Origin of the sequence: Isoptericola sp. S6320L, from assembly GCF_023015685.1 — a bacterium.
Taxonomy (GTDB): Bacteria; Actinomycetota; Actinomycetes; order Actinomycetales; family Cellulomonadaceae; genus Isoptericola; species Isoptericola halotolerans_A.
Genome location: NZ_JALKAT010000010.1, coordinates 40,999 through 60,296 on the forward strand (window position 1 = coordinate 40,999; position 19,298 = coordinate 60,296).

Annotated in this window: 17 protein-coding genes; 12 read left to right on the top strand and 5 right to left on the bottom strand. The window is 69.1% G+C overall.

The window, feature by feature from the left end; genetic code table 11:
- Window positions 1–5 precede the first annotated feature (5 nt).
- The 4 genes from MWU57_RS07965 to MWU57_RS07980 all read right to left on the bottom strand — a co-directional run bounded on the left by MWU57_RS07965 (window position 6) and on the right by MWU57_RS07980 (window position 5,999).
- Window positions 6–1,268, bottom strand: a complete 1,263-nt coding sequence (locus MWU57_RS07965) for a DNA cytosine methyltransferase (protein ID WP_246908602.1) — start codon at window positions 1,266–1,268, stop codon at window positions 6–8.
- Window positions 1,269–1,356: 88 nt separating this feature from the next.
- Window positions 1,357–1,980: a hypothetical protein gene (locus tag MWU57_RS07970; RefSeq protein ID WP_246908603.1), complete on the bottom strand. Its 624-nt coding sequence runs from the start codon at window positions 1,978–1,980 to the stop codon at window positions 1,357–1,359.
- 3 nt (window positions 1,981–1,983) lie between these two features.
- The gene (locus MWU57_RS07975) at window positions 1,984–3,642 is read right to left on the bottom strand and encodes a DEAD/DEAH box helicase family protein (protein WP_246908604.1); all 1,659 of its coding nucleotides are present in this window, start codon (window positions 3,640–3,642) and stop codon (window positions 1,984–1,986) included.
- Window positions 3,642–5,999 (bottom strand): ATP-binding protein, encoded by a 2,358-nt coding sequence (locus MWU57_RS07980; RefSeq protein ID WP_246908606.1) that lies wholly within the window; start codon window positions 5,997–5,999, stop codon window positions 3,642–3,644. Before MWU57_RS07980 ends, MWU57_RS07975 begins: the two co-directional genes overlap by 1 nt.
- A gap of 535 nt (window positions 6,000–6,534) precedes the next feature.
- On the opposite strand from MWU57_RS07980, the gene MWU57_RS07985 reads away from it, so the two are divergent.
- The 8 genes from MWU57_RS07985 to MWU57_RS08020 all read left to right on the top strand — a co-directional run bounded on the left by MWU57_RS07985 (window position 6,535) and on the right by MWU57_RS08020 (window position 14,862).
- A complete protein-coding gene (locus MWU57_RS07985) occupies window positions 6,535–7,476 on the top strand; it encodes a D-alanyl-D-alanine carboxypeptidase family protein (protein ID WP_246908609.1) in 942 nt (313 codons plus the stop codon).
- A gap of 269 nt (window positions 7,477–7,745) precedes the next feature.
- Window positions 7,746–8,237: a hypothetical protein gene (locus MWU57_RS07990; protein ID WP_246908612.1), complete on the top strand. Its 492-nt coding sequence runs from the start codon at window positions 7,746–7,748 to the stop codon at window positions 8,235–8,237.
- A gap of 38 nt (window positions 8,238–8,275) precedes the next feature.
- Window positions 8,276–8,605, top strand: coding sequence for a hypothetical protein (locus tag MWU57_RS07995; RefSeq protein WP_246908614.1), 330 nt, complete (start codon window positions 8,276–8,278; stop codon window positions 8,603–8,605).
- A 4-nt stretch (window positions 8,606–8,609) separates the two neighbouring features.
- Window positions 8,610–9,194 carry an A24 family peptidase gene (locus MWU57_RS08000; RefSeq protein WP_246908616.1) on the top strand — a complete coding sequence of 195 codons (585 nt, stop codon included), beginning with the start codon at window positions 8,610–8,612 and terminating at the stop codon, window positions 9,192–9,194.
- 103 nt (window positions 9,195–9,297) lie between these two features.
- Complete coding sequence (locus MWU57_RS08005; protein WP_246908618.1) at window positions 9,298–9,621, top strand: hypothetical protein; 324 nt, start codon at window positions 9,298–9,300, stop codon at window positions 9,619–9,621.
- 128 nt (window positions 9,622–9,749) lie between these two features.
- The gene (locus MWU57_RS08010) at window positions 9,750–11,708 is read left to right on the top strand and encodes a hypothetical protein (RefSeq protein WP_246908620.1); all 1,959 of its coding nucleotides are present in this window, start codon (window positions 9,750–9,752) and stop codon (window positions 11,706–11,708) included.
- Window positions 11,705–13,198 carry an SCO6880 family protein gene (locus tag MWU57_RS08015; protein ID WP_246908622.1) on the top strand — a complete coding sequence of 498 codons (1,494 nt, stop codon included), beginning with the start codon at window positions 11,705–11,707 and terminating at the stop codon, window positions 13,196–13,198. Before MWU57_RS08010 ends, MWU57_RS08015 begins: the two co-directional genes overlap by 4 nt.
- A 251-nt stretch (window positions 13,199–13,449) precedes the next feature.
- Window positions 13,450–14,862 carry a hypothetical protein gene (locus tag MWU57_RS08020; RefSeq protein WP_246908624.1) on the top strand — a complete coding sequence of 471 codons (1,413 nt, stop codon included), beginning with the start codon at window positions 13,450–13,452 and terminating at the stop codon, window positions 14,860–14,862.
- A 12-nt stretch (window positions 14,863–14,874) separates the two neighbouring features.
- On the opposite strand, the gene MWU57_RS08025 is transcribed toward MWU57_RS08020, so the two are convergent.
- Entirely contained in the window at window positions 14,875–15,318 is a 444-nt protein-coding gene (locus MWU57_RS08025) for a hypothetical protein (protein WP_246908625.1), read from the bottom strand.
- Window positions 15,319–15,782: 464 nt separating this feature from the next.
- Here MWU57_RS08025 and MWU57_RS08030 point away from each other — a divergent pair, with 464 nt between their 5' ends.
- Genes MWU57_RS08030 through MWU57_RS08045 form a run of 4 tightly spaced genes read left to right on the top strand, consistent with a single transcriptional unit; the run spans window position 15,783 to window position 19,295 of the window.
- The gene (locus tag MWU57_RS08030; RefSeq protein ID WP_246908628.1) at window positions 15,783–17,561 is read left to right on the top strand and encodes a type IV secretory system conjugative DNA transfer family protein; all 1,779 of its coding nucleotides are present in this window, start codon (window positions 15,783–15,785) and stop codon (window positions 17,559–17,561) included.
- Entirely contained in the window at window positions 17,561–18,310 is a 750-nt protein-coding gene (locus MWU57_RS08035) for a hypothetical protein (protein WP_246908631.1), read from the top strand. The genes MWU57_RS08030 and MWU57_RS08035 overlap by 1 nt, the downstream gene beginning before the upstream one ends.
- Window positions 18,307–18,606, top strand: coding sequence for a hypothetical protein (locus tag MWU57_RS08040; protein WP_246908633.1), 300 nt, complete (start codon window positions 18,307–18,309; stop codon window positions 18,604–18,606). Before MWU57_RS08035 ends, MWU57_RS08040 begins: the two co-directional genes overlap by 4 nt.
- Entirely contained in the window at window positions 18,603–19,295 is a 693-nt protein-coding gene (locus MWU57_RS08045) for an SAF domain-containing protein (RefSeq protein WP_246908636.1), read from the top strand. The genes MWU57_RS08040 and MWU57_RS08045 overlap by 4 nt, the downstream gene beginning before the upstream one ends.
- Window positions 19,296–19,298 lie beyond the last annotated feature (3 nt).

Sequence of the window (19,298 nt, forward strand, 5' to 3'; positions counted from 1 at the left end):
CCCGCTCACGCGCCCGCCTGATCGAGTACCTGACGGATCGCTCGGGCGAACACCTCGCCCAGCTTGACGGGTACGGCATTGCCAAGCTGGCGCATCTTCTCGCCGCGCGGGCCCTCGAGGCGCCAGTCGTCGGGGAAGGTCATGACGCGCGCCGTCTCTCGAACACTCATGTAGCGATGTGTGCCGTTATCCAGAAGCATCACGGACTCGCCACCAGGCACACCATGGACACCTGCCTTAACGGTCTTCGCGGGCCGGTCAAGGACGTTCGGCGTGTGGCCCGGGTAGACGCGCGCCCCCGGCCAACCGATGTGATCACGGAACCCGCCCAGCCCCCGTTCTTTGCGGTCCAGGAACCTCGGGGGAATCGGTGGGAGCGCGGGGTGGCCGTCGATCCCAGCGATTGCGTCTCGCAATGTGATCCACGGCGCGAGGTCGTCATCCTGCCCGGCTTCCGGCAGGCTCGCGACGACGCGGTCGCGTATCGCGGCGGGGACGCCACCATGCCGCTCCCAATAGGAACCATCTCGAATCGATCGGTTGAGCGCCGCCTCCGAGTGTGTCGGTCGAACGGCGTTCCGGAATACGTCGAGATCCACTCCGAGGTCGGACCTGAAAGCGACCATGACCACCCGGTTGCGCACCTGGGGGACGCCATAGTCCGCCGCGTTCACCGGGGTCACCACGACGTCGTACCGCTCAGACGCGGGGCCATGTCCCGCCGCGATCAGCTCACGCAACGACGCGTCGTGGTCAACCCACGTGGTGTCGTCGGCGCGCTCGGCGAACGGAAGCGTGAGCTCTCGCTGGATGTACTCGAAGTACGGGCGGAACGACGCGCGCAAGAGCCCGCGGACGTTCTCCACCATTATGACCTTCGGCCGGACCTCGCGTGCGGCACGGAACATGTGGGGGAAGCCGTTCCGTTCGTCCTCGACGCCCTTGTGGACGCCGCCGAGGCTGAAGGGCTGGCACGGGCACCCGCCGGCGAGGACATCGACGTCGGCGGTGCGCAGGTACCGCATGTCCAGCTCGCGAACATCACCCACGACGAGCGGTGTCGGTTCGCCGGGCGCCGGGACTCGGTCGAGCTCAACCCGCGGCTTCGCGCCGTTCGCCTCGAGCGTCTCTCCCGCTCGTCGGTCCCACTCGTTGAAGAGAAGCGGCCGAAACCCCGCGCGTTCGACGGCTTGTGCGAGCCCTCCAGCCCCGGCGAAGAGTTCGACAGAAGTCCGTTCTGCGGCGACGGTGTTGAGCTCTACGGTCATTGGGAAACCATACCGCGGAGTTGGAAGCGCGCAACCGTCCGACGCGCCGCCACTGTCGCCGTGTCGCAGCACGGCGCCGTCGACCATGTCAGTCCTCGACCACGGGCGCGGACCAGCCCTGCTTCCGCCGAGCTGCGTTCGTGACCTGATGAGGCGTGGCGCCGATGACTTCGCAAAGACCGCGCACCAGCTTCCAGTCGTCGGGTGGCAGCGGCGCGATGCTCGGCTTGGTGACGACGACATCGACACCGATCGCTGAGCCCGAGGCGATGTGAACGGCGCCGGTCCAAATCAGTTCCTTGAGGTTCGCGAACGGGCCCCATGTCACGAAGCGCGCCTCGTTGCCCTTGGCGGCTCGGCATCGCATTGGCTTGTGTTCGAGAGACCCTGGTCGCACGAGCCACCCACTTCCGATCGAGCCGTCGATGATCGACTGCGGACCGGGGTACTGCCGTGATGTGAAGGGCGCATACCTTCCGACGCCCTCAAGGGCGCGCCGGTACTCCTTCGCGGGACCGTCCTTGATCCACACTCTGACCTGTCCGCGCGGCATGTATGTCCCGAGCCTCCCGCCCACTGCGGGGTCATTGACGAAGCGCTGGTACGCCGTCGTGCTCTCGCTCGCGCTGAACTGCTCCCAGTGCATCTCATCAAGGCGCTTGTACAGCTCGACGACGATCTCATGCCGTACGACATCCGGGATCTCGGCCACGGATCACGCTCCTACTTCCGGGGGAAACTCGAGACGGACGCTGTCGTCGGCACCCGCGAGGTCGCCGATATCCGCGATCCATTGCTCTAGGAGGCTCTCGACCCTTGCGTCGGTGAACTCGAAATCGTTCCTCGGAACGGACACGCTCTCGGCTTCCGACTCACCGACCTGCTCGCGTAGGTCGTGAATCTCGGCGAGGCGTCGGATATCAGACACGAAGTCCAACACCTCGACGTTCTCCTTGCCAGGGCGGATCCTGAGCCCGCGGCCGAGCTGCTGCACGAAGATCCGGCGCGAGTGTGTGACCCTGGCGAACGCGAGGATGTTGACGTCGGGCACGTCCACACCCTCATTGAGCAGATCCACACTGGTTAGGATAGGGATCTCTCCGTTGCGGAAGCGGATGAGCCGATCGCGACGTTCGCTCTTCGTCAGTTGACCGTGGATCGCGGTCGTCGCAGTCCATCCCGGGACTCGGGCAAGGAGTCCTGCCATCTCCTCCGCGTGCAGGATGGTCTGGCAGAAGACGATCGCACGCGGACTCCTCGTCCGACCCCACACCTCGGTCAGGTGATCGCGGATCGCCTCGTCGCGTTCCGGCACGAAGAGACGTTTGTTGAGGTCCCTGATCGAGTACCCCTTCTCGCTGTGATCGTGAACGAAGTCCCAGTCGATGTTATCGGAGTAGAGTTTGTACTTGACGCTCGCGAGGTAGCCGAGCCGCATGCCATCCGAAATGCTCACGCGCACGACGGGGCGACCGAAGACCTTTTCGATGTCGAACTGATCGCCGCGCCACGGCGTGGCGGTGACGCCGAGCCTCGGGACATCCGGCAGCGCGGCGAAGACGTCGGCGTAGTCGCCCTCCTCCCCGACGTGGTGCGCCTCGTCTACGATGATCGCGTCTGGTTTGAAGCCAGACCGGACGTAGTTCGCGGCCGTCGGCAGAACCGCGAAGGTAACCCCGCGAAGGTCATCCGGCTTGGATGTCCCGTTCACAACCCGCGTCGCGACACTCTTCGGGATGTCGCGCCACATGGACCGCTCGAGTTGCTCGACGAGATCCGTCGTGTGCGCCATCACCAGGACTCTCGCATCGGGGCTGGCAGCCAGGATCTTCGTCACGACCCGTCCTGCGACGACCGTCTTGCCAAGTCCCGTCGCAAGGAAGATCAGCGCCCGCCCTGTGTCGGTCAGGGCCGTCCAGGCGCCTTCGACCGCACGCTCTTGGTACTCGTGAAGCCTGAAGGGCCTGATCCGCTCGCTGGCACGGTCGTGCAATTTCTCGAGTGCGACTCCGTCCCACAGCGAGATGTTGAGACCGACCTTGCGAAGCGCGTCAACGCGCGCACGTGCCTTCTTGGTGAAGGTACCGTTGGTCACGACGACACCACGATCGATTCGGTACGCGGACATCGCGTTCCGCACCTCGTCAACCGCGTCCGCGTCGACCGTCGCTCCTCCTCTGAGCCGCCACTTCGCCTGGAAGACCCAGTCCTCACCTTTGAGTCGGCCGATCAGATCGCCGCCTTGATCACCGGACGTGTCGATGTTGATGACATCGACGAACCCAATCAGCGCGAGCAGGCGCTCAACCTGCCGGGTGAAACCCGCCGGCCCGCCAGCCCGCAGGAGATCAGGGTCTACGAAGCGCAGCCCCATCAGTCAGCCACCTCCGCGGCGATCAACTCGGCGGAGAGAAGGTACTTGCTGAGCTCGTGAGCGCTCGTCCCACGCGTTACCCCGAGCATCCTGCCGAGATCACCTAGAAGGCCATCGAGGCGGTCGAGCGTGTCGGCGCGAGTTCCCTCGTCGTCGAACGCCGAGTAGGTTGTCCTGAATACCCGTCCGTCGAGGTATCGCTCCGGGTCCTCCGCGATCAAGTCCTTGATGCCGGCGACGGTGACGTAGTCGGCGAACCTGCCAGTCTCGATCGCGTTCATCCAGTCGATGGACGACGACGACCTGTAAGCGGCGAGTTCAGCCTCGCGTCGTGACGACGGGCGAAGACTCTCCCAGCTCACCAATGGAGTCTCGCCAACGACTGGTCCGAGCAGATCGCGCAGACGCTCGACGAGTCCTTCCGCCCGGGACCGCACGGCAGCGTGATCGAGCTTCATGTTGTCGTGCGCCGCGAGAACACTCAGGATGAAAGCGTCCACCGTGCCGCTGTACTGGAGAACCTCGGAGAGGGCAGGGGCCGCGCAAACGAGCGCCACCGACGTCGCATCCCAGCCGTACTCGGCGACCAGCGGGTGCTCACCGGCTACGTACATCTCCACCTCGCCACCGGTCACCCTGATCGCGAAGTGGGGCCCATGACTCTCCGCGGACAAGTCGACGCCGCTCGTCAGGTAGCACCGGATGAATGGGGTCGCGCCCCCGATCGAGACCTTGCCCTCGATGCCGGCAACGCTCACCGAGTTCTCGCGGTAGCGCGCGAACCGCTCATCGAGGGTCGCCGGCCGTTGCGGCGTGTCCGGTTCGGCGTCCACACGGGTGACCTGGCCCGACTCGTCGGACTCGTCGTCACCGTCCGCCAGGTGGCCGAGCCCTTCATTCGTGAGCCAGCTGTCGTCCGCGGTCGGCTCTGGCCGGTCGGAGCCGCGCCCGTGGACGATCGCCTCGTGCTCCTCGATTGCGGCGTACCACACCGAGTCGGTCTGATATTCAGGATCGCCCGCCGCGAAGAGGCGGGCCCACTCACGAGCCTGATCATGGATCGCCGATCTTCCGTTTCCCGGCACCAGATATCGGAAGCCGGGGTCATTTCGTCGATAGGCATTGAATAGGATTCCGAGTGGGCTGTCGTTCTCTGCGAGATTCAACTCTCGCGCTTTGTTGGGCCGCAAAGGGGCCTCGCCCCGTACCTTCTGGACCATCGTTGACCATGCGGCGTTTTCACGATCGAAGTTCGTCTTGCGGAAGGTGACGGGCGCGTGATCGAGGTGGACTTCGCCGACGATCCGCCCGCCGCCAACCTCGATCGGATACTCGACCTGCCGGGTGTCGCCGTCGTCAATCCACTCGAAGAGGGACTTGTCGCGATGCACGATCACTCGACCTTGCCGGATGAGGCTGATGCCGAAGTCGCTGTTGTGGTTGTAGCGCTGGATGCCGAGCCAGCCGGTGATACGCCGTTCGCGCTCATGTACGTTGTGAGATGAGCACTCTGTGCACTCGTCCACGCTCAGGCTCATCCAGTGCCCGCAGTCCATGCACGCGAAGGCGCTGGTCAACGGAAAGTCTAGGGAACGGACCGCCTTGACATCCTGCCCCCTGTAGGGGACCGCTCGAGATGGGGCCCAGATGCACGGCACGGTCGGCTTGATGGCGTTCCCGTTGAGATAGAGCGACAGCGCGAGTCCGCCGATGACGTCCGAGCCCGAGTAGGAGGAACGCTGGGGGTCGCGGAGCATGAAGGTGTAGATGTTCCCCAGCTGGGTCCTCACGCGCCCCAACTCGGCCTGCCTCTGGAGCTTGGCCACCGTGTCTTGCCGCAAACTCTTGATGATAATCATCGTGCCGTGCTCACCAGGCGGCTTCGGTTCCTTGGTCAGCGGCGCATTGAAGGTTCCCGAACGACGCATCTCGGTGAGGTCGATGGTCACGACGTTCCAGAAGTCGTCACCCTCACGACCGGACCTCACAACCGTGACACCACCGAGCCGCGCAGTCGCGACGTTGAAGCCCATTCCGAAGAGCCCCAGCGTGCCGTACTGGCTGTTGCTCGACGAGCCAGCCTTGAGAGCCTGCTCCATCTGCTCTGGAGACATGCCTCTGCCCGAGTCCGCGACGACAACCTCTGAGTTCCGGTTCGCCCTGCCAGCCGTCGGGAGAGTGATGTCGACGCGCCCCTCGAAGCCGGGAATCGCCTCCCGGGCCTTCTGCAGCTCATCGAAGCAGTTGTCGATCAACTCCGCGAGGCACTGATGGATTTGCAGGTCCGTCTCGGCGATCATCTCGAGAATGCGTGGCGACGGCGTCAGATCGAGTGTCTCAACGGGCTGTTCGGGCACTTCTACCTACCTTGGTGAGCATTACGGGCTTTCGGGGTGGCCTGGGCGCGAGCCCGACCGTCGGCTCGGCCCCGTATGGGACCGACCCTACTTGTGACCGCCGACATCCACCGCGTTCAGCTTGTTCGGGTGGCCCACGCCGCAAGCGGGGCCTGTAGGCGCCTCCGCAGCACCGACGCGTCCGAAAGTGCCCGATGCGGTCGGTAGGGCTGTGACCTGGGCTGAAACCTCGGTCGCTTCAGGTTCGCCGGACACTTCAATGTGGCCGCGGGCTGGTCGTCAACCTTGGCGTTCGCGCAGGTCAGGAGTCGCCCCCAATGAGCCGTTGCGGTTAGGGCTTTCCGATATCGCCCGCCGACCTGCTCCCGGCTGTAGCGATGTACCCGCTGAAGGGCCGCGCACCAGGGCATGGCCCTCGCGAGCTAGGGGAGTGGGCGTGGCAGGAGCGTTGGCGGTTGGAGCGGCGCGGGGCTTGGCCGTCCGTGCGGCGCGAAGCCGTCGGGGTCGGCGTCTCGCGGTCGCGATCATCGTGGCCGTGGTCGCCGCCGTCGTCGCTCCGCTGGCCGCCGTCGTCCTGCTCGTCGCCGTCGTCGTCACCGCCGTGACCGGCACCGCCGACACCGGCAGCATGCTGATCGCAGAGGGTGGCGCCGTCTCGTACACCGTGGACGGTTCGACGTTCGTCGACAACGACCCGTCCGCGAACGCCTGGGGCGGTTACGCCAACGGCCGCATCCCCGACTCGGAGCTGTGCCCGGTGCCCACAGCGCCCGGGCATCAGGCCCGCTGCGACGCGGCCGAGGCGTTCGGCGACCTCACGGCAGCGTTCAAGCAGGAGTTCGGGCACGACATCGCCGTGACGGATGCCTACCGCTCCTATTCCGAGCAGGTGTGGACGAAGGCATCGAAGGGGTTCCTGGCGGCGACGCCGGGCTACTCGAACCACGGCTGGGGGCTGGCGTTCGACCTCGGCAGCGGGATCAACGACTACGGCAGCGCGACGTACGCGTGGATGAAGAACAACGGCTCCAGGTTCGGGTTCTTCCACCCCACGTGGGCCGAGCCCGACTCGCCGGACTTCAGCAAGGCCGAGCCGTGGCACTGGCAGTTCGTCTCGTCGGCGTTGCAGGCGCAGCGGCAGGCGACGTCGGGCACGTCGGACGGCACGCCCGACGGCAACCGCGCGCTGGGTCGCTCGATGGCCGCCGCCCAGGGCTGGACGGGCTCGCAGTGGGGGTGCCTGGAGAAGTTGTGGACCGCCGAGTCGGGCTGGAACCACCGCGCCGCGAACCCGACCTCGAGCGCGTACGGCATCCCGCAGTCCCTACCCGGGAAGAAGATGGCGGCCGCCGGCGCCGACTGGCGCACCAACCCGGCCACCCAGATCGCCTGGGGCCTGGACTACATCGCCGACCGCTACGGCACCCCGTGCCAGGCGTGGGCGTTCTGGAACAGCCACACCCCGCACTGGTACTGACCTCGGAGGACGCCATGCACCAGCAGCAGAGTCGACGACGGCGGGTCCCGCCGTGGGGCGTGGGCCTGGCTGCGCTGGCCACGGTCGCGCTCGTCGGGGGCGCAGCGGGGTGGTTCGCACTCCGCGGAGTGCCCGACGGCGGTACGTCCGGCCACGGTGGGCCGGTACCGAGCGCATCGGCACCGGTAGGCGAGTCGGCCTCGGCGCCTGCGCCGACGCCATCGACCCTGCACGAGCGGGCTGAGCACCGCGAGAAACACGCCGCCGAGATGGCCGCCGAGGCAGGTGACGCCGGACGTGTAGGTGATGACGATGCCCCGGACCCCGCCGTCGGACCAGCCGAGGTCACGGACGCCGACCTCGCGGCCGCGCGAGGCTGGCTCACGACCGCCCTCGCCTGGCGGGAGGACGAAGCGGCGCTCGGACCCTGGGGTCGTGCGGTCAAGCGGGCGAACGCCGAGTGGGCGCACCCCGACGTGCAGGTGACAGTCGTACCCTCGACCGCGCTGGAGGCGATCGCGTCCGACGCGACGGTCCACGTTGCGCTGCCTCGCGTCGTCGAGCTGGTCGACGAGACCGACCCGGAGTGGGCCGCACCCGGTGAAGTGACCCTGAAGGCCGATGTCGTGTTCGGCACCGGCGATGGTTGGACCCGGCCCGGCCTGCGGCTGCTCGTCGGCCTCGAGATCGCAGACGGCGAGGTGACGGCCGTGTTCATCGACGACGGGTACGTCGTCTCCGACCCGGAGCTCCTGCCATGAAACCCACATGGATCGGCACGGCTGACGGCGATGAGACGGTGAGCATCCCGGCACTCGACTTCGGCTGGCTCGACGGCGCCGGCACCGGAGCGGCCGGCACGACGCTGCGTGAGATCGCGGGCAGCGTGCTCGCCGTCGGGCTGATCCTGTGCGCGATCGTGTTCGTCACCGGCGTCGCCTTCTGGGTCGCCGCCCGGGCCTCGGGCGGAACGGTGGGCGGTAGGAACTCCTCGTTCTTCGCCGGCGGCGCCGGGGCAGCGCTGCTGGGAATGGTCCTGCTGGGCTCCTTGGTGGGCGCGACCGGCTGGGGCGCGGATACGGTCGGCCAGTGGGTGACAACGATCCTGCCGATCGACTTCGGCGATTGAGCCCGTGACCGGCCACGGGCGTGCGGCGGCGCTCGTCGAGCGGATTGTCAGCGAGGTGCGCCCCTCCTGGCGACCGATCGCGGCCCTCGCCGTCGTCGCCGTCGCCTGGGCGGTGTGGCTAACTGGACCAGGTTGGGCGACTCCCGCGTTCGTCGTCGCCGCGGTGGCGGGCGCGGCACTGGGTGTGATCGACGGGCGAGACCAGCGCCTCCCGGACGTGATCCTCTACCCGGCCATGTGCGCATGCGCGGCACCGCTGGTGGCGGCCGCCGTGGTGACTGGCGCGTGGGAGAACCTCGCTCGAGCGGGGTTGGGCGCCGCCGCGCTCGGCATCGTGTACCTCGGCCTGAGCATGGTCAACCGCCGTGGGCTGGGTCGTGGTGACGTCAAGCTCGCCGTGCTCCTGGGTATGCTCGCCGGCTGGCAGGGCTGGCAGGCCGTCCTCTGGACGGGTGTGCTGCCGTTCCTCCTCGGCGGACTCGCGGCTGCCTTCCTTCTCGTCACCCGTCGAGCGACCCGCCAGTCGATGCTCCCGTTCGGCCCACTCGTGCTCGTGGGCGCTGTGGTCGCGATGACGTGGGTGCGATAGCGGCCCAGTAATCGGCGATATCGGACCGGCGGTTGTCCACGACACCGCGATGTGAGGGATGAAGCCTGCGCGAAGGGCGCGGGCCATCCTCCGGAGCGTCCTCATGGTCCTTCCCAGACATACCCACGGCGTCGCGGCGGCCGACGGCGACGACGTCGACCTCGGCGTCGAGCTCGATTTCGACGCGTTCCCCTTCATGGCCCAGCTCCAGGAGTGGGCGGGCGGCATCCAGGCGGTCTGCCTCATCGTGCTGGGCATCCTGTTCGTGGTCGCGATCGTCGCGTGGATCGCCGGCAAGGCCTCGGCGAGCCAGCAGGTGCAGCGCGTCTCGGTCGGTGCACTCATCGTGTGTGCGATCGGCGCGGCCCTGACCGGTGCCGCGTTCGCGATCACCGGGTACTTCGCGGGCTTCGACCTTGGGTTCTGACGGTGCGTACGCGCGAGTCCCAGAACGCGAGGATCCGACGGCGCCCGCCGCGCCGCCGTCGGTGGCCGCTGCGCCGTCCTGCCCGACGACGACGCCGCTCGCTCGCGACGATCCCCGCTGTCGTCGCCGTGGCCACCCTGACCAGCGGATCGTGGTGGGACCCGCTGGACTGGGAGGGCTTCGTCGACGGGATCATCGAGGGCATGGGCGATGCCCTGGTCTGGCTGCTCAACCTCGCGTTCAACAACCCTCTGACGGTCATCTCGGCCTCGGAGTGGCAGGCCGCGTTCGGCCAGGCGGCCAAGTGGGGCGGGGTGTTCGCCGTCGTCGCTGTGGCGATATGCGCGGTAGAAATCATCGCGGGGATGATCTCCTCCGACCAGGGCCGCATCCTTCGCGGCTGGGTGTGGGCGATCCTCGCCTGGCCCCTGACGGCCGCGAGCCTGCTGGTCTACTCCCGGCTGGTGAACGCCTCGGACTGGCTGACCACCGGAATCCTCAACTCCATCACCGCGCCCGAGGTCGTCGCCGGATCCGCTGCCGTCACGGGGGCGACGTCAGCCGCGACCACGGCGATGGTTTCCATGCTCCTCGGAGTATCGGCGCTGTCGACGTGGTGGCTCGCGCTCATCTTCGTCGGACTCGCGATGCTGCCCGTGATCGGCCTGGTGATCGTGCTCGGAATCGTGACCTTCGGGCAGATCGCCCTGGCCGCGTTCGCACCCGTCGCGCTGATGCTCATCGGGTTCCGCGGCACCCGGGCGATGTCGAGCAAGTGGCTGCAGATGGCCGTCGCGCTGCTGCTCACCAAACCCATCGCGGCGGGCATCGTCGCACTGGGATGCGCGCTGGGCTCCGAGGGCGGAGCGGACGGGCTCATCCTCGGGATCATCGCGATCACCATGGCTGTGGGATCGCCCGCGCTGGCGTTCTCGTTCGTCGGGTTCGCCGGAGCGCAGCTCGGCGGGGCGATGACCGCGCACGCGGACAAGCTCAAGGGCCTGACGAACTCGATGACGCAGGCGGGCGCGAACCAGGGGATGGCCGCGCTGCGCGAGAGACTCGGAGGCTCGGCCAAGGCTGCTGCCGCGACCGTAGGAGCCGGAGCAGGAGGAGCCGACGCTGGCAGTGCGGGCTTCAGCGGTTCAGCACCGACGACGACGACGGCGGCTGGCTCGGGTTCGCCCCGACCCTCGGCGAGCGATCCTCACTCGAAGACGGGCAACGCGGCCAAAGGCCAAGGTGAGGGGCGCGGTGCTGGGCAGCGTGGAGCAACCGGTTCGGGCAAGGGCTCAGGCGAGACCGGCAGGGACACCGCTCGCGGATCAAGGGATCCGGCCAACGGCGGCAGCGCCGCGGGCGTACACGACAACCAGGTCGGCGGTCGGGCAAGCACCGCCGACCCGGCAGCGACAGGGTTCCATGACGTCGCTGGACCGAGCGTGGCCGACACCGGCTACGACTGGGCAGGGCTCGATTCTGCCGACGCCCCGGCTCAGGACGGCTGGCCCGACGACACCGTTCCGGCAGCTCCGGTCGATGACGGTCAGGTGAGCGGTGACGCGTCTCGCCTCGCGGGACCTGTCGGCGATTCTGCCCAGCCTCTTGCGGGGCAGGCCAGCAGCAGCGAGACGACCGGACAACCTGCCGACCCAGCCGGGGCGGCAAGAGCACCGACGTCCGGCGCGAGGGGTGCCGCTTCTTCCGATGGCAGCGGTTCGCGGGCGCTATCCGGCGAGTCTGGCTCTGGGGCGTCGGCTGGACGCAACGACACAACGTCCAATGCCAGCCGTCCCGCTGGCGGCACGGCCCCTCGTCGGCAGAGCGGAGGAGGTGCCGGGGCATCGCCGGGGACGGCCCCGCGCTCGGGCACCTCGGAAACCAGGGCCGAGCCGGGTCCGTCCGCGGCTGGACCATCGGCACCGGCCGGCCATGCCTCCACGCCCCCAACCCCACGCCACGAGCAGCCGAGCGAACCCGAGCGCCCGGGCCGGCCGCCGTCGGACAACCCCAAGACGCCGGATCCCGCGCCGTCCGCTGAGCCGGAGACCGAGTCCGGACCCAACCCGTTCGGAGGCGACCAATGACCCGGACCAGCGATCGCACTACGGGGGACCTTGTGCCGTCGGCGTCGTTCGCGCCGCTGTCGCGCTCGGGCGTGATGCTCGGGCTGTCCGGTCCGCAGCTCGTGCTCGTTGCGATCGCGATCGCCCGGCCGATGTGGCAGCTCACCGTGGGCAAGGATCTGCCAGGAGTCATGTGGTCCGTGGCGTGGTGGACGACGCCGATCGCGGTGGTCGCCGTGGGCTCTTGGGGCGGGCGGTCGTTCCTCGAGCGGCTCACCACCGTGGGCCTGTTCGCACTGCGCAAGGTGTTTCGCCAGACCTCCACGGTCGTCAAGGTCAACGCCGCCCACATCGAGGGACGCATCGCCGTCCCCGGCGCGGCAGGGGAGCGGCTGCACTCGTTCGCGCTGGTCGGTGTCGAGTACGGCCAGGGAGCGGCGTTCGTGTGGGACGCCGTCGCGCAGACCGCGACCGCAGCCCTGCGGTTCACCACCGACGCGTGGGACCTCGCCGACGACCAGGTCAAGGCCGCCCGCGCGACCGCCGTCGGCGACCTGTGCCAGAAGCTCACCACCACCGACGGCGTGCAACGCGTCGCGGTGCATGCCCGCTCCTACCCAGGCGCGGACACCCGCCTCCCCGGCCCGCGCATCCCCGCCTCGACGTCGGCCGGAGCGCTGCTCGCTGACGAGCACGCCGAGCTCCTCGCCACGCCCGCCGTCGGGCAGATCCTGCACCGCGACGTCGTCGTGACGATCACCCTCGCCGCAGGCGCCGTCTCCCGGGACGTCGATGCCGCGGGCGGAGGGATCACCGGCGTCTCCCACGTCTTGGCCGACCGGGTCCAGCAGGTCGCAGCCGGGCTGCCCGCCTGCGGCGTGCGCGTCGAGGACGCGACCTGGATGAACGAGGCCCAGATGCGCGGGGCCATCCGCCTCGCCTACGACCCCGACGCCGCACCGTGGCTCGCCGAGCAGGACTGGCAGCTCCCGCCCGACGCGTTGCTCGCCCAGGTCGTCACCGAACGCCTCGACCACCTGGTCACCGACTCCGCCGTGCACCGGTGTTGGTGGGTCGAGCGGATGCCGGCCCTGCCCGCCCGGGCCGGATTCCTCGCCCCGCTCATCAGCGGCGGGCGCACCGCGCACACCGTCACCCAGGTGTGGGAAGCCGTGGACGTGCACCGGGCCGAGAAGCGCCTCAACAACGCCGAGGCCTCGCGCGCGACCGCCGAGAAGGTCAACGAGTTCCTCGGCCGACCCACCACGACCGCGCACACCGCCGAGGGCAAGGAGCTCGCCAAGCGCCGCGCCGAGCTCGAGCTCGGCTACGGCGACGTGCGCTACTCCGCCTGGATCACCGTCCACGCCCCGTCGCTGGACGAGCTGGATCACTCCGACCTGTGGGTCGCTGCCTCGACGCCCGGGATGAAGGTCAAGCTCCTGCGCGGCGACCAGTGGGCCGCGTTCAACACCGCCGTCCTGCCGCTCGGGATCGGAGCACGCGCATGACTACGACGGCGGAACGCCACCAGGTTGCCGAGCCTGCCGTTGATGGCGGCACGACGACGCCGGACGGGCAGGGCTCGCGACCTTCCCGGCGGCGGTGGGGCCGCAAGCGCGCGACGGCGGACCCGGCGTCGGGCAGGGGGCAAGACCCGGCTGAGGGCGCGCGCCCCAGTGCGCGACCGGGTGGGGCATCGACGGAACCTGGCGAGCGGACGTACGAGGTCACGGCCTTCGCTGGCCCGGGCGATCGCGCCATGCGCAAGGCCGCCCGCCGTGCGGCCAAGGAGGCCCGCACGCAGCTCGCGCACGCCGACGTGCCGACGTCGGACGCCGATGCTCTGCCGAGGCTGTCCCGCCGCCGCGCGTGGGGACGACTGACCCGCGGCGGCATGTGGGGGCCTGCCGGTGTCGGGGTCCCGAAACATGTCACGTCCGCGGCGCGGATCGGTGTGCTCACCCCGTTCGTCGCGCCCACGGCGACGTCGATCCCCGGGCCGGTCATCGGGATCGAGGCGACCAGCGGCCAGCCGTTCACGTTTGACCCGTGGGGTGCGGTGCAGAGCAAACATGCGGCGTCCCCGGGCGTCGTCGCCTTCGGGCTGCAGGGCACCGGCAAGTCCTTCTGCGTCAAGACCGCCATGCTGCGCGAGATCGGCTGGGGCCGACAGGTCATCGTCTCCTCGGACCCCAAGGGGGAGTGGGTGCCGCTGGCCGGGGCGCTCGGCGGGCAGGTCGTCGCCGTCGGGCCGGGCAGCGGCAACGTCATCAACCCTCTCGACGAGGGCATCCGCCCGCCCGACGTCGGCCCGGCCACGTGGCGTGGGCTCGTCGGCTCCAGGCGGTCGCTCGCCTTGGAGTCGATCTGCACGACTCTGCGACCGGGCCGGGTGCTCGACGAGTTCGAGCGCACCGTCCTGGACCGCGCCGTCGAAGCCGTCTCTTCCGGCGCCGTGGTGGCGACCGTCGCGGCCGTGGTCGACTGGCTCGCTCAACCGCCGTCGACCCTGAGCGATGAGCTCGGCGACGCCGGGGCGGGGGCCCCGACGTCGCTGCGCCTGGTGCTCGGCCGCCTCGTCCGCGGGCCGCTGGCAGGCATGTTCGACGGCGAATCAACCGTGGCGCTCGACCCGGTCGCGCCGATCACCGTCATCGACACGTCCGCAATCGTTGGCGCCGCACCGGAGCTGAGGGCGATCGCCCAAGCCGCAACCTCGGCGTGGATCGACGCAACCTTGCGCTCAGGGGACGGGCGCTGGCGGTGCGTGGTGTCCGAGGAAGGCTGGGACGAGCTGCGCAACCGCGCCCAGGCCCGCGCGATGGACGAGCGGCTGCGCATGACGAGCCAGTGGCGGTGCTCCAACTGGCTGATCTTCCACGAGCTTGCCGACATCACCCAGTTTGGCGAGGCCGGCTCGGCACACCGCAACCAGGTCAAGGGCATTATCACCAAGTCGGCGATCAAGATCCTCTACAAGCAGTCCGCGGCCTCGATGGCACTGCTCGACGAGATCGTGCGGCCCACCCAGGCCGAAGCCGACCCGCTCATGTCCCTGCCGCAGGGCGTTGGTGTCTGGCACATCGGGGAGTCGACACCGGTCCTCGTCGCTCCGGTCGCCGGTCCGACCGCCTACGCCCTCATCAACACCAGCGCCGGTCGCGAAGGCTGAGAACTGGCTGGCTCACGATGCGCGCCTCCGCAGCGCCTTCTTCGCGACGGCCTGCCGTTCGTCTTCGTCCAGGTCATCCTCAGGGGAACTGGCCTGAGGCTTCACGGATTGCACCGTCTTGGAGTCCTCGATGACTGCGTAGGTGTCCTCGATCAGAGCATCAACATCGTCCTGCTCTTCAACCAGGGCTACGGCTTCCGAGGCTTCCTCTTTGCGTGCCTTGCGGCGCTTCCATGCTTCGACCCCGAACCAGACCAGTCCCGCCGCTGCGAGCCCAGCGGCGAAGACAAGCGCGGCATCCTCGAGTTCCTCAGTGTCGGAGATTTCGCTCATCGTGGCCTGGCTGAGGTTGTTGTCCTCATCGCGAGCTAAGGCGCTTTTGTGTCCTTCGATTTTGTGGGAGTCGGAGAGCGAAGCCCCGTCGTCCGTGTGGACCCACATCTTCTCCTTGGGCACGCTCGCACACTCCTCGGTTGGGTGATCCAGCTCCGGTCCGTGCTCATTGTGGCCCAGGAGCCGCCAGCCAGTCGATAGGCATGGCCCCGCGCCCCGCGCCCCGCGCCCCGCGCCCCGCGCCCCGCGCCTCGCGCCCCGCGCCTCGCGCCCCGATCGGCTCGATATCGGAGGCTCGGTTGGTCCAGTGGCGGCGACGTGTGGGGTGAAGTCCGCGTCCGCGGGCTCGCCCCGCCGTCGAGAGGATCTCCGTGACCAGCCAGGGTTACGTTCCGCAGCGTCGTGAGCGCTCCGACCGGATCGGTGGCGCCGCGGCTACGCTGTTCGGTCGATCCGATGGCGCTTCGACAGGCGCGAACACCGAGGACCAGCAGCTCGGCCCAGCCTGGCTCGAGCGCGTCGAGCGTCGGGTCCGGTTGACGAGGTTCGCGTGGTGGTTGCGGCGGTACGGCGGTGCCTACCGGCGCATGGCTGTGCTCAACGACGCCGAGGTCGCCCAGGCGCTCGGGATCGCCTGGCTCGCCTACGCGTGTATGGCGGTGATGGCTGCGATCGTCGTCGGCCCATGGTCGGTCATCGTCTTCGTCCCGCTCGGCATCGTCGGGCTCGCGGCCACAGCCGTCGCGCTGGTCTGGTGGTTCGGCTACCGCCGGTCCGGCGCGCAACTTCGCCATCAGATGCTCGCCCGCGAGGGTATCGCGCGTGGCCGGGAGGTGGCCGAGCACCTCGGGGCGGTCGTCCACGTCGCTACGGCCGAGACGGTCCGCCCGACGTTCACCACCGAGGCTCGGGCAGCTGGTCGCACCGTGAACCCCGAGGACGTCGCCTTCCTGCTGGGGCACACCTACGGCGAGGAAGTCTGGGTCGGCCTGGAGCGGCCGATCTACGTGCTAGGCCCAGCGCGGTCGGGCAAGGGCGTCGGCGTCGTCGTCCCGGCGATCCTCGCCGCGCCCGGTGCGTGCATCACGACGTCGACCCGCACCGACAACCTCGAAGCCACCGCCGTCGGCCGCGCAGAGCTCGGCCCGGTCGAGGTGTTCAACCTCGAGGCATCGGGCGGGCGGCCGCACACGATCCTATGGAGCCCGCTGGAAGGCTGCGAGGTCCCGCGCATCGCGATGAAGCGAGCCAAGCTCCTGGTCGGCGCCTCCGGACTGGGTGGCGACAACGCCGTGTGGGCGACGAGCGCGGGCGGCATCGTCATGGCTCTGCTGTACGCGGCGGCGATCTCGGGACGGACCATCGCCGACGTCTACCGGTGGAGCAAGAGCCCCGACGCCTGCAAGGAAGCCATGCAGGTTCTCGAACGCGCCGCCCGTCTGCCCGAGTACTGCTCGGCGTCGGGCGAGCAGGTCGACTGGCACACCACGATCCGCTACGTGATGGGCGAGGAGGTACGGATGAAGGCGAACAAGTGGTTCGGCGTCGAGAACGCGTTCGTGCCGCTCATGGACCCGCACGTCCGTGACCGCCTCGCCATCCGCCTCACCGACGACGCCGGCCACCGAGTCCCGGGCACCTTCGACTCCGAGGCCTTCCTGCGTGAGCGCGGCACCTGCTACATGATCTCGGCCGGCACCTCGACCACCGCGGAGACCTCCGGCACGGTCGGCACCTTCTACTCGCTGTTCCTCGACCACGTCACCGACGTCGCGCACGAGCTCGCCCAGCGCTCACCGGGCGGCCGCCTCGACCCGCCGTTGACGCTGGTCCTGGACGAGCTTGCGAACATCCACCCCTGGCCGGGCGCCGCGCGGATGAGCTCGGCCGGGTCGGGGGAGGGCATCCAGCTCGTCGCGGTCTTCCAGTCCCGCTCCCAGGGCCAGGACGCCTACGGCGACGACGTCGAGGAGACGATCTGGAACAACTGCCTCAACGTGCTGCTCCCAGGAGTCAAGGCACCCGAGGTGCTGTCCGCGCTCTCGCAGACCCTCGGGGCCGAGGACCGCTCCACCACCTCGGCGAGCTACAGCCTCCGCGAGCCGTTCAGCCGCTCCTGGCAGACGCAGACCGCCCAGCAGGCAACGATCGAGCCAGGCGAGATGCGCCGCCTACCCAAGGGTCATGCGCTCGTCATCGAAGCGGCGATGCGTCCGATGCTCGTCGACCTCATCCCGTACTGGCACGGGCCCCACGCCGAGGCCGTCGCCCGGAGCCGGGTCTGGTACGCCGAACATGAAGGGCTTGCCGTCCCGCCCGCGAGCACGGCCCGGGACGACTCCCGGACCCTCGGCGAGGTTGCGTGATGGGCTACGACGGCAACGAGCAGGCCTGGGGCCCGGGCGCCCGCAAGGACGCAACACGTGTGAGCCGGCCACCGCAGGTGTCGCACGGCGACGGCGGGCCGCCCGCCAACGACCCGTTCAGCAGGTCCGGTGGCCTGGGCCCGTTCGCGAAGGCCAAGGGTGGCGGCTGGGCGCGCGTCGATGCGATGTTCCCGGCCCACCAAGACACTGGCGTCTTCTCCTGGATGGACGCCGACGTCGCCACCCGCGCCGCGGCGATGCAGCGCCTGGACAGGTTCGTCGAGTGGCTGTGCGCCACCTTCGCGTTCGGTGAGGTCATCACCCCGTGCTGGAGCCTGCACCCCGCGATCGTCCAAGAGCTCTGGGCGCTGGAGCGGTACCACCGCCTCGCGCACGACGACGGCGCGAACCTCGCCGAGCCCGTCCGCTGGCTCAACCAGCTCGCCTCGACCCGCACACGACTCGGCGCCGAGTGGCGTGCGCGGGCCTGCGACTACCAGCACGTCGAACCCATCGCCGAGGCCGACAGTCGCATCGCCGAGCGTCGCGGCTACTACCTCGCCGACTATTGGCCCGACGGCGAGATCCCGCTCGAGGACCCGCCCGGCGGGTTCGCCTGGCAGCGGTGGTCGTGGCCCGAGTCCGACGAGTCCGGCGCTGAGATCACTCCGCCCGACCACGTCGAAACCGTCAGTGTTCGCAACCGTCGAGAACGTGCGCGAGACGGTGGGCGGGGGAGTCCGGCATGAGCGTCGATCTCGCCCACCAGCTCGAGTCGATCTTCCACAGCGAGCCCGAGGTCAGCGGTCTGCTCGGCCACCTCGCGGCCGCTCCGTTGGCCGAGCCCACGGCAGGCCGGATCCGCCGAGCCGTGGCGAACGCCTCGCCCGCGGTCCGCCTCGCCAAGCACCGACAACTCATCCGAATGCATGAAAACGCGAGTGATTCCGCGGGCGACTCGCCATGTGGCGCGGATCACCAAGGGTTAGTGTCCTTTTCACGCATGGTCGATCGCAGTCCCGAGCAATGGGGTGCTCAGACATGACGACAACGACACAACAGAGCTCCACCGACGCCCATGCCGGTGTCGACGGCGAGCCCGGGCCCGACCAGATCGCCCCGCCGCCGAAGTACCGGCGGCGCCCGCTTCTCGTCATCGCCTCGGTGGCCGCCGTGGCGCTGGGCGCGCTGGCCTCTGTGTGGGCCTATCAAGGAGCGTCGGACGCCAACGACGTACTCGCCGTCCGAACGACAGTGGAGCGCGGGCAGGTCATCGAGCCCGACGACCTGATGACCGTGCCCATGACGATCGACCCCGCCCTGCACCCGCTCCCGGCCTCGCAGCTCGACGTGGTTGTCGGCAAGCGAGCCGCGCTCGACCTCGTCGCCGGGGGAGTCGTCACCGCCGACCAGGTCACCGAGACGGCGCTACCCGCCGCGGGGATGTCAGTCGTCGGCCTCAACCTCACTGCCTCCGCACTGCCCGCGAACCAGGTGCGCGTCGGAGACCGGGTCCGCGTCGTCCTCACCTCCGATCCGGTGACGGGCACCGGCTCGACGCCGGAGGAACCAGTGGCGATCGACGCGGAAGTGGCCGGTTCCGGGATCGATGACGCCTCGGGCAACACGATCCTCAACGTCCAGGTCGCCCACGACGACGCCCCGCTCGTCGCCGACAAGGCCGCGGCGGGCCAGGTTGCTGTGGTCCTCGACGAGCCGGGCGACCAGGAGTGAGAC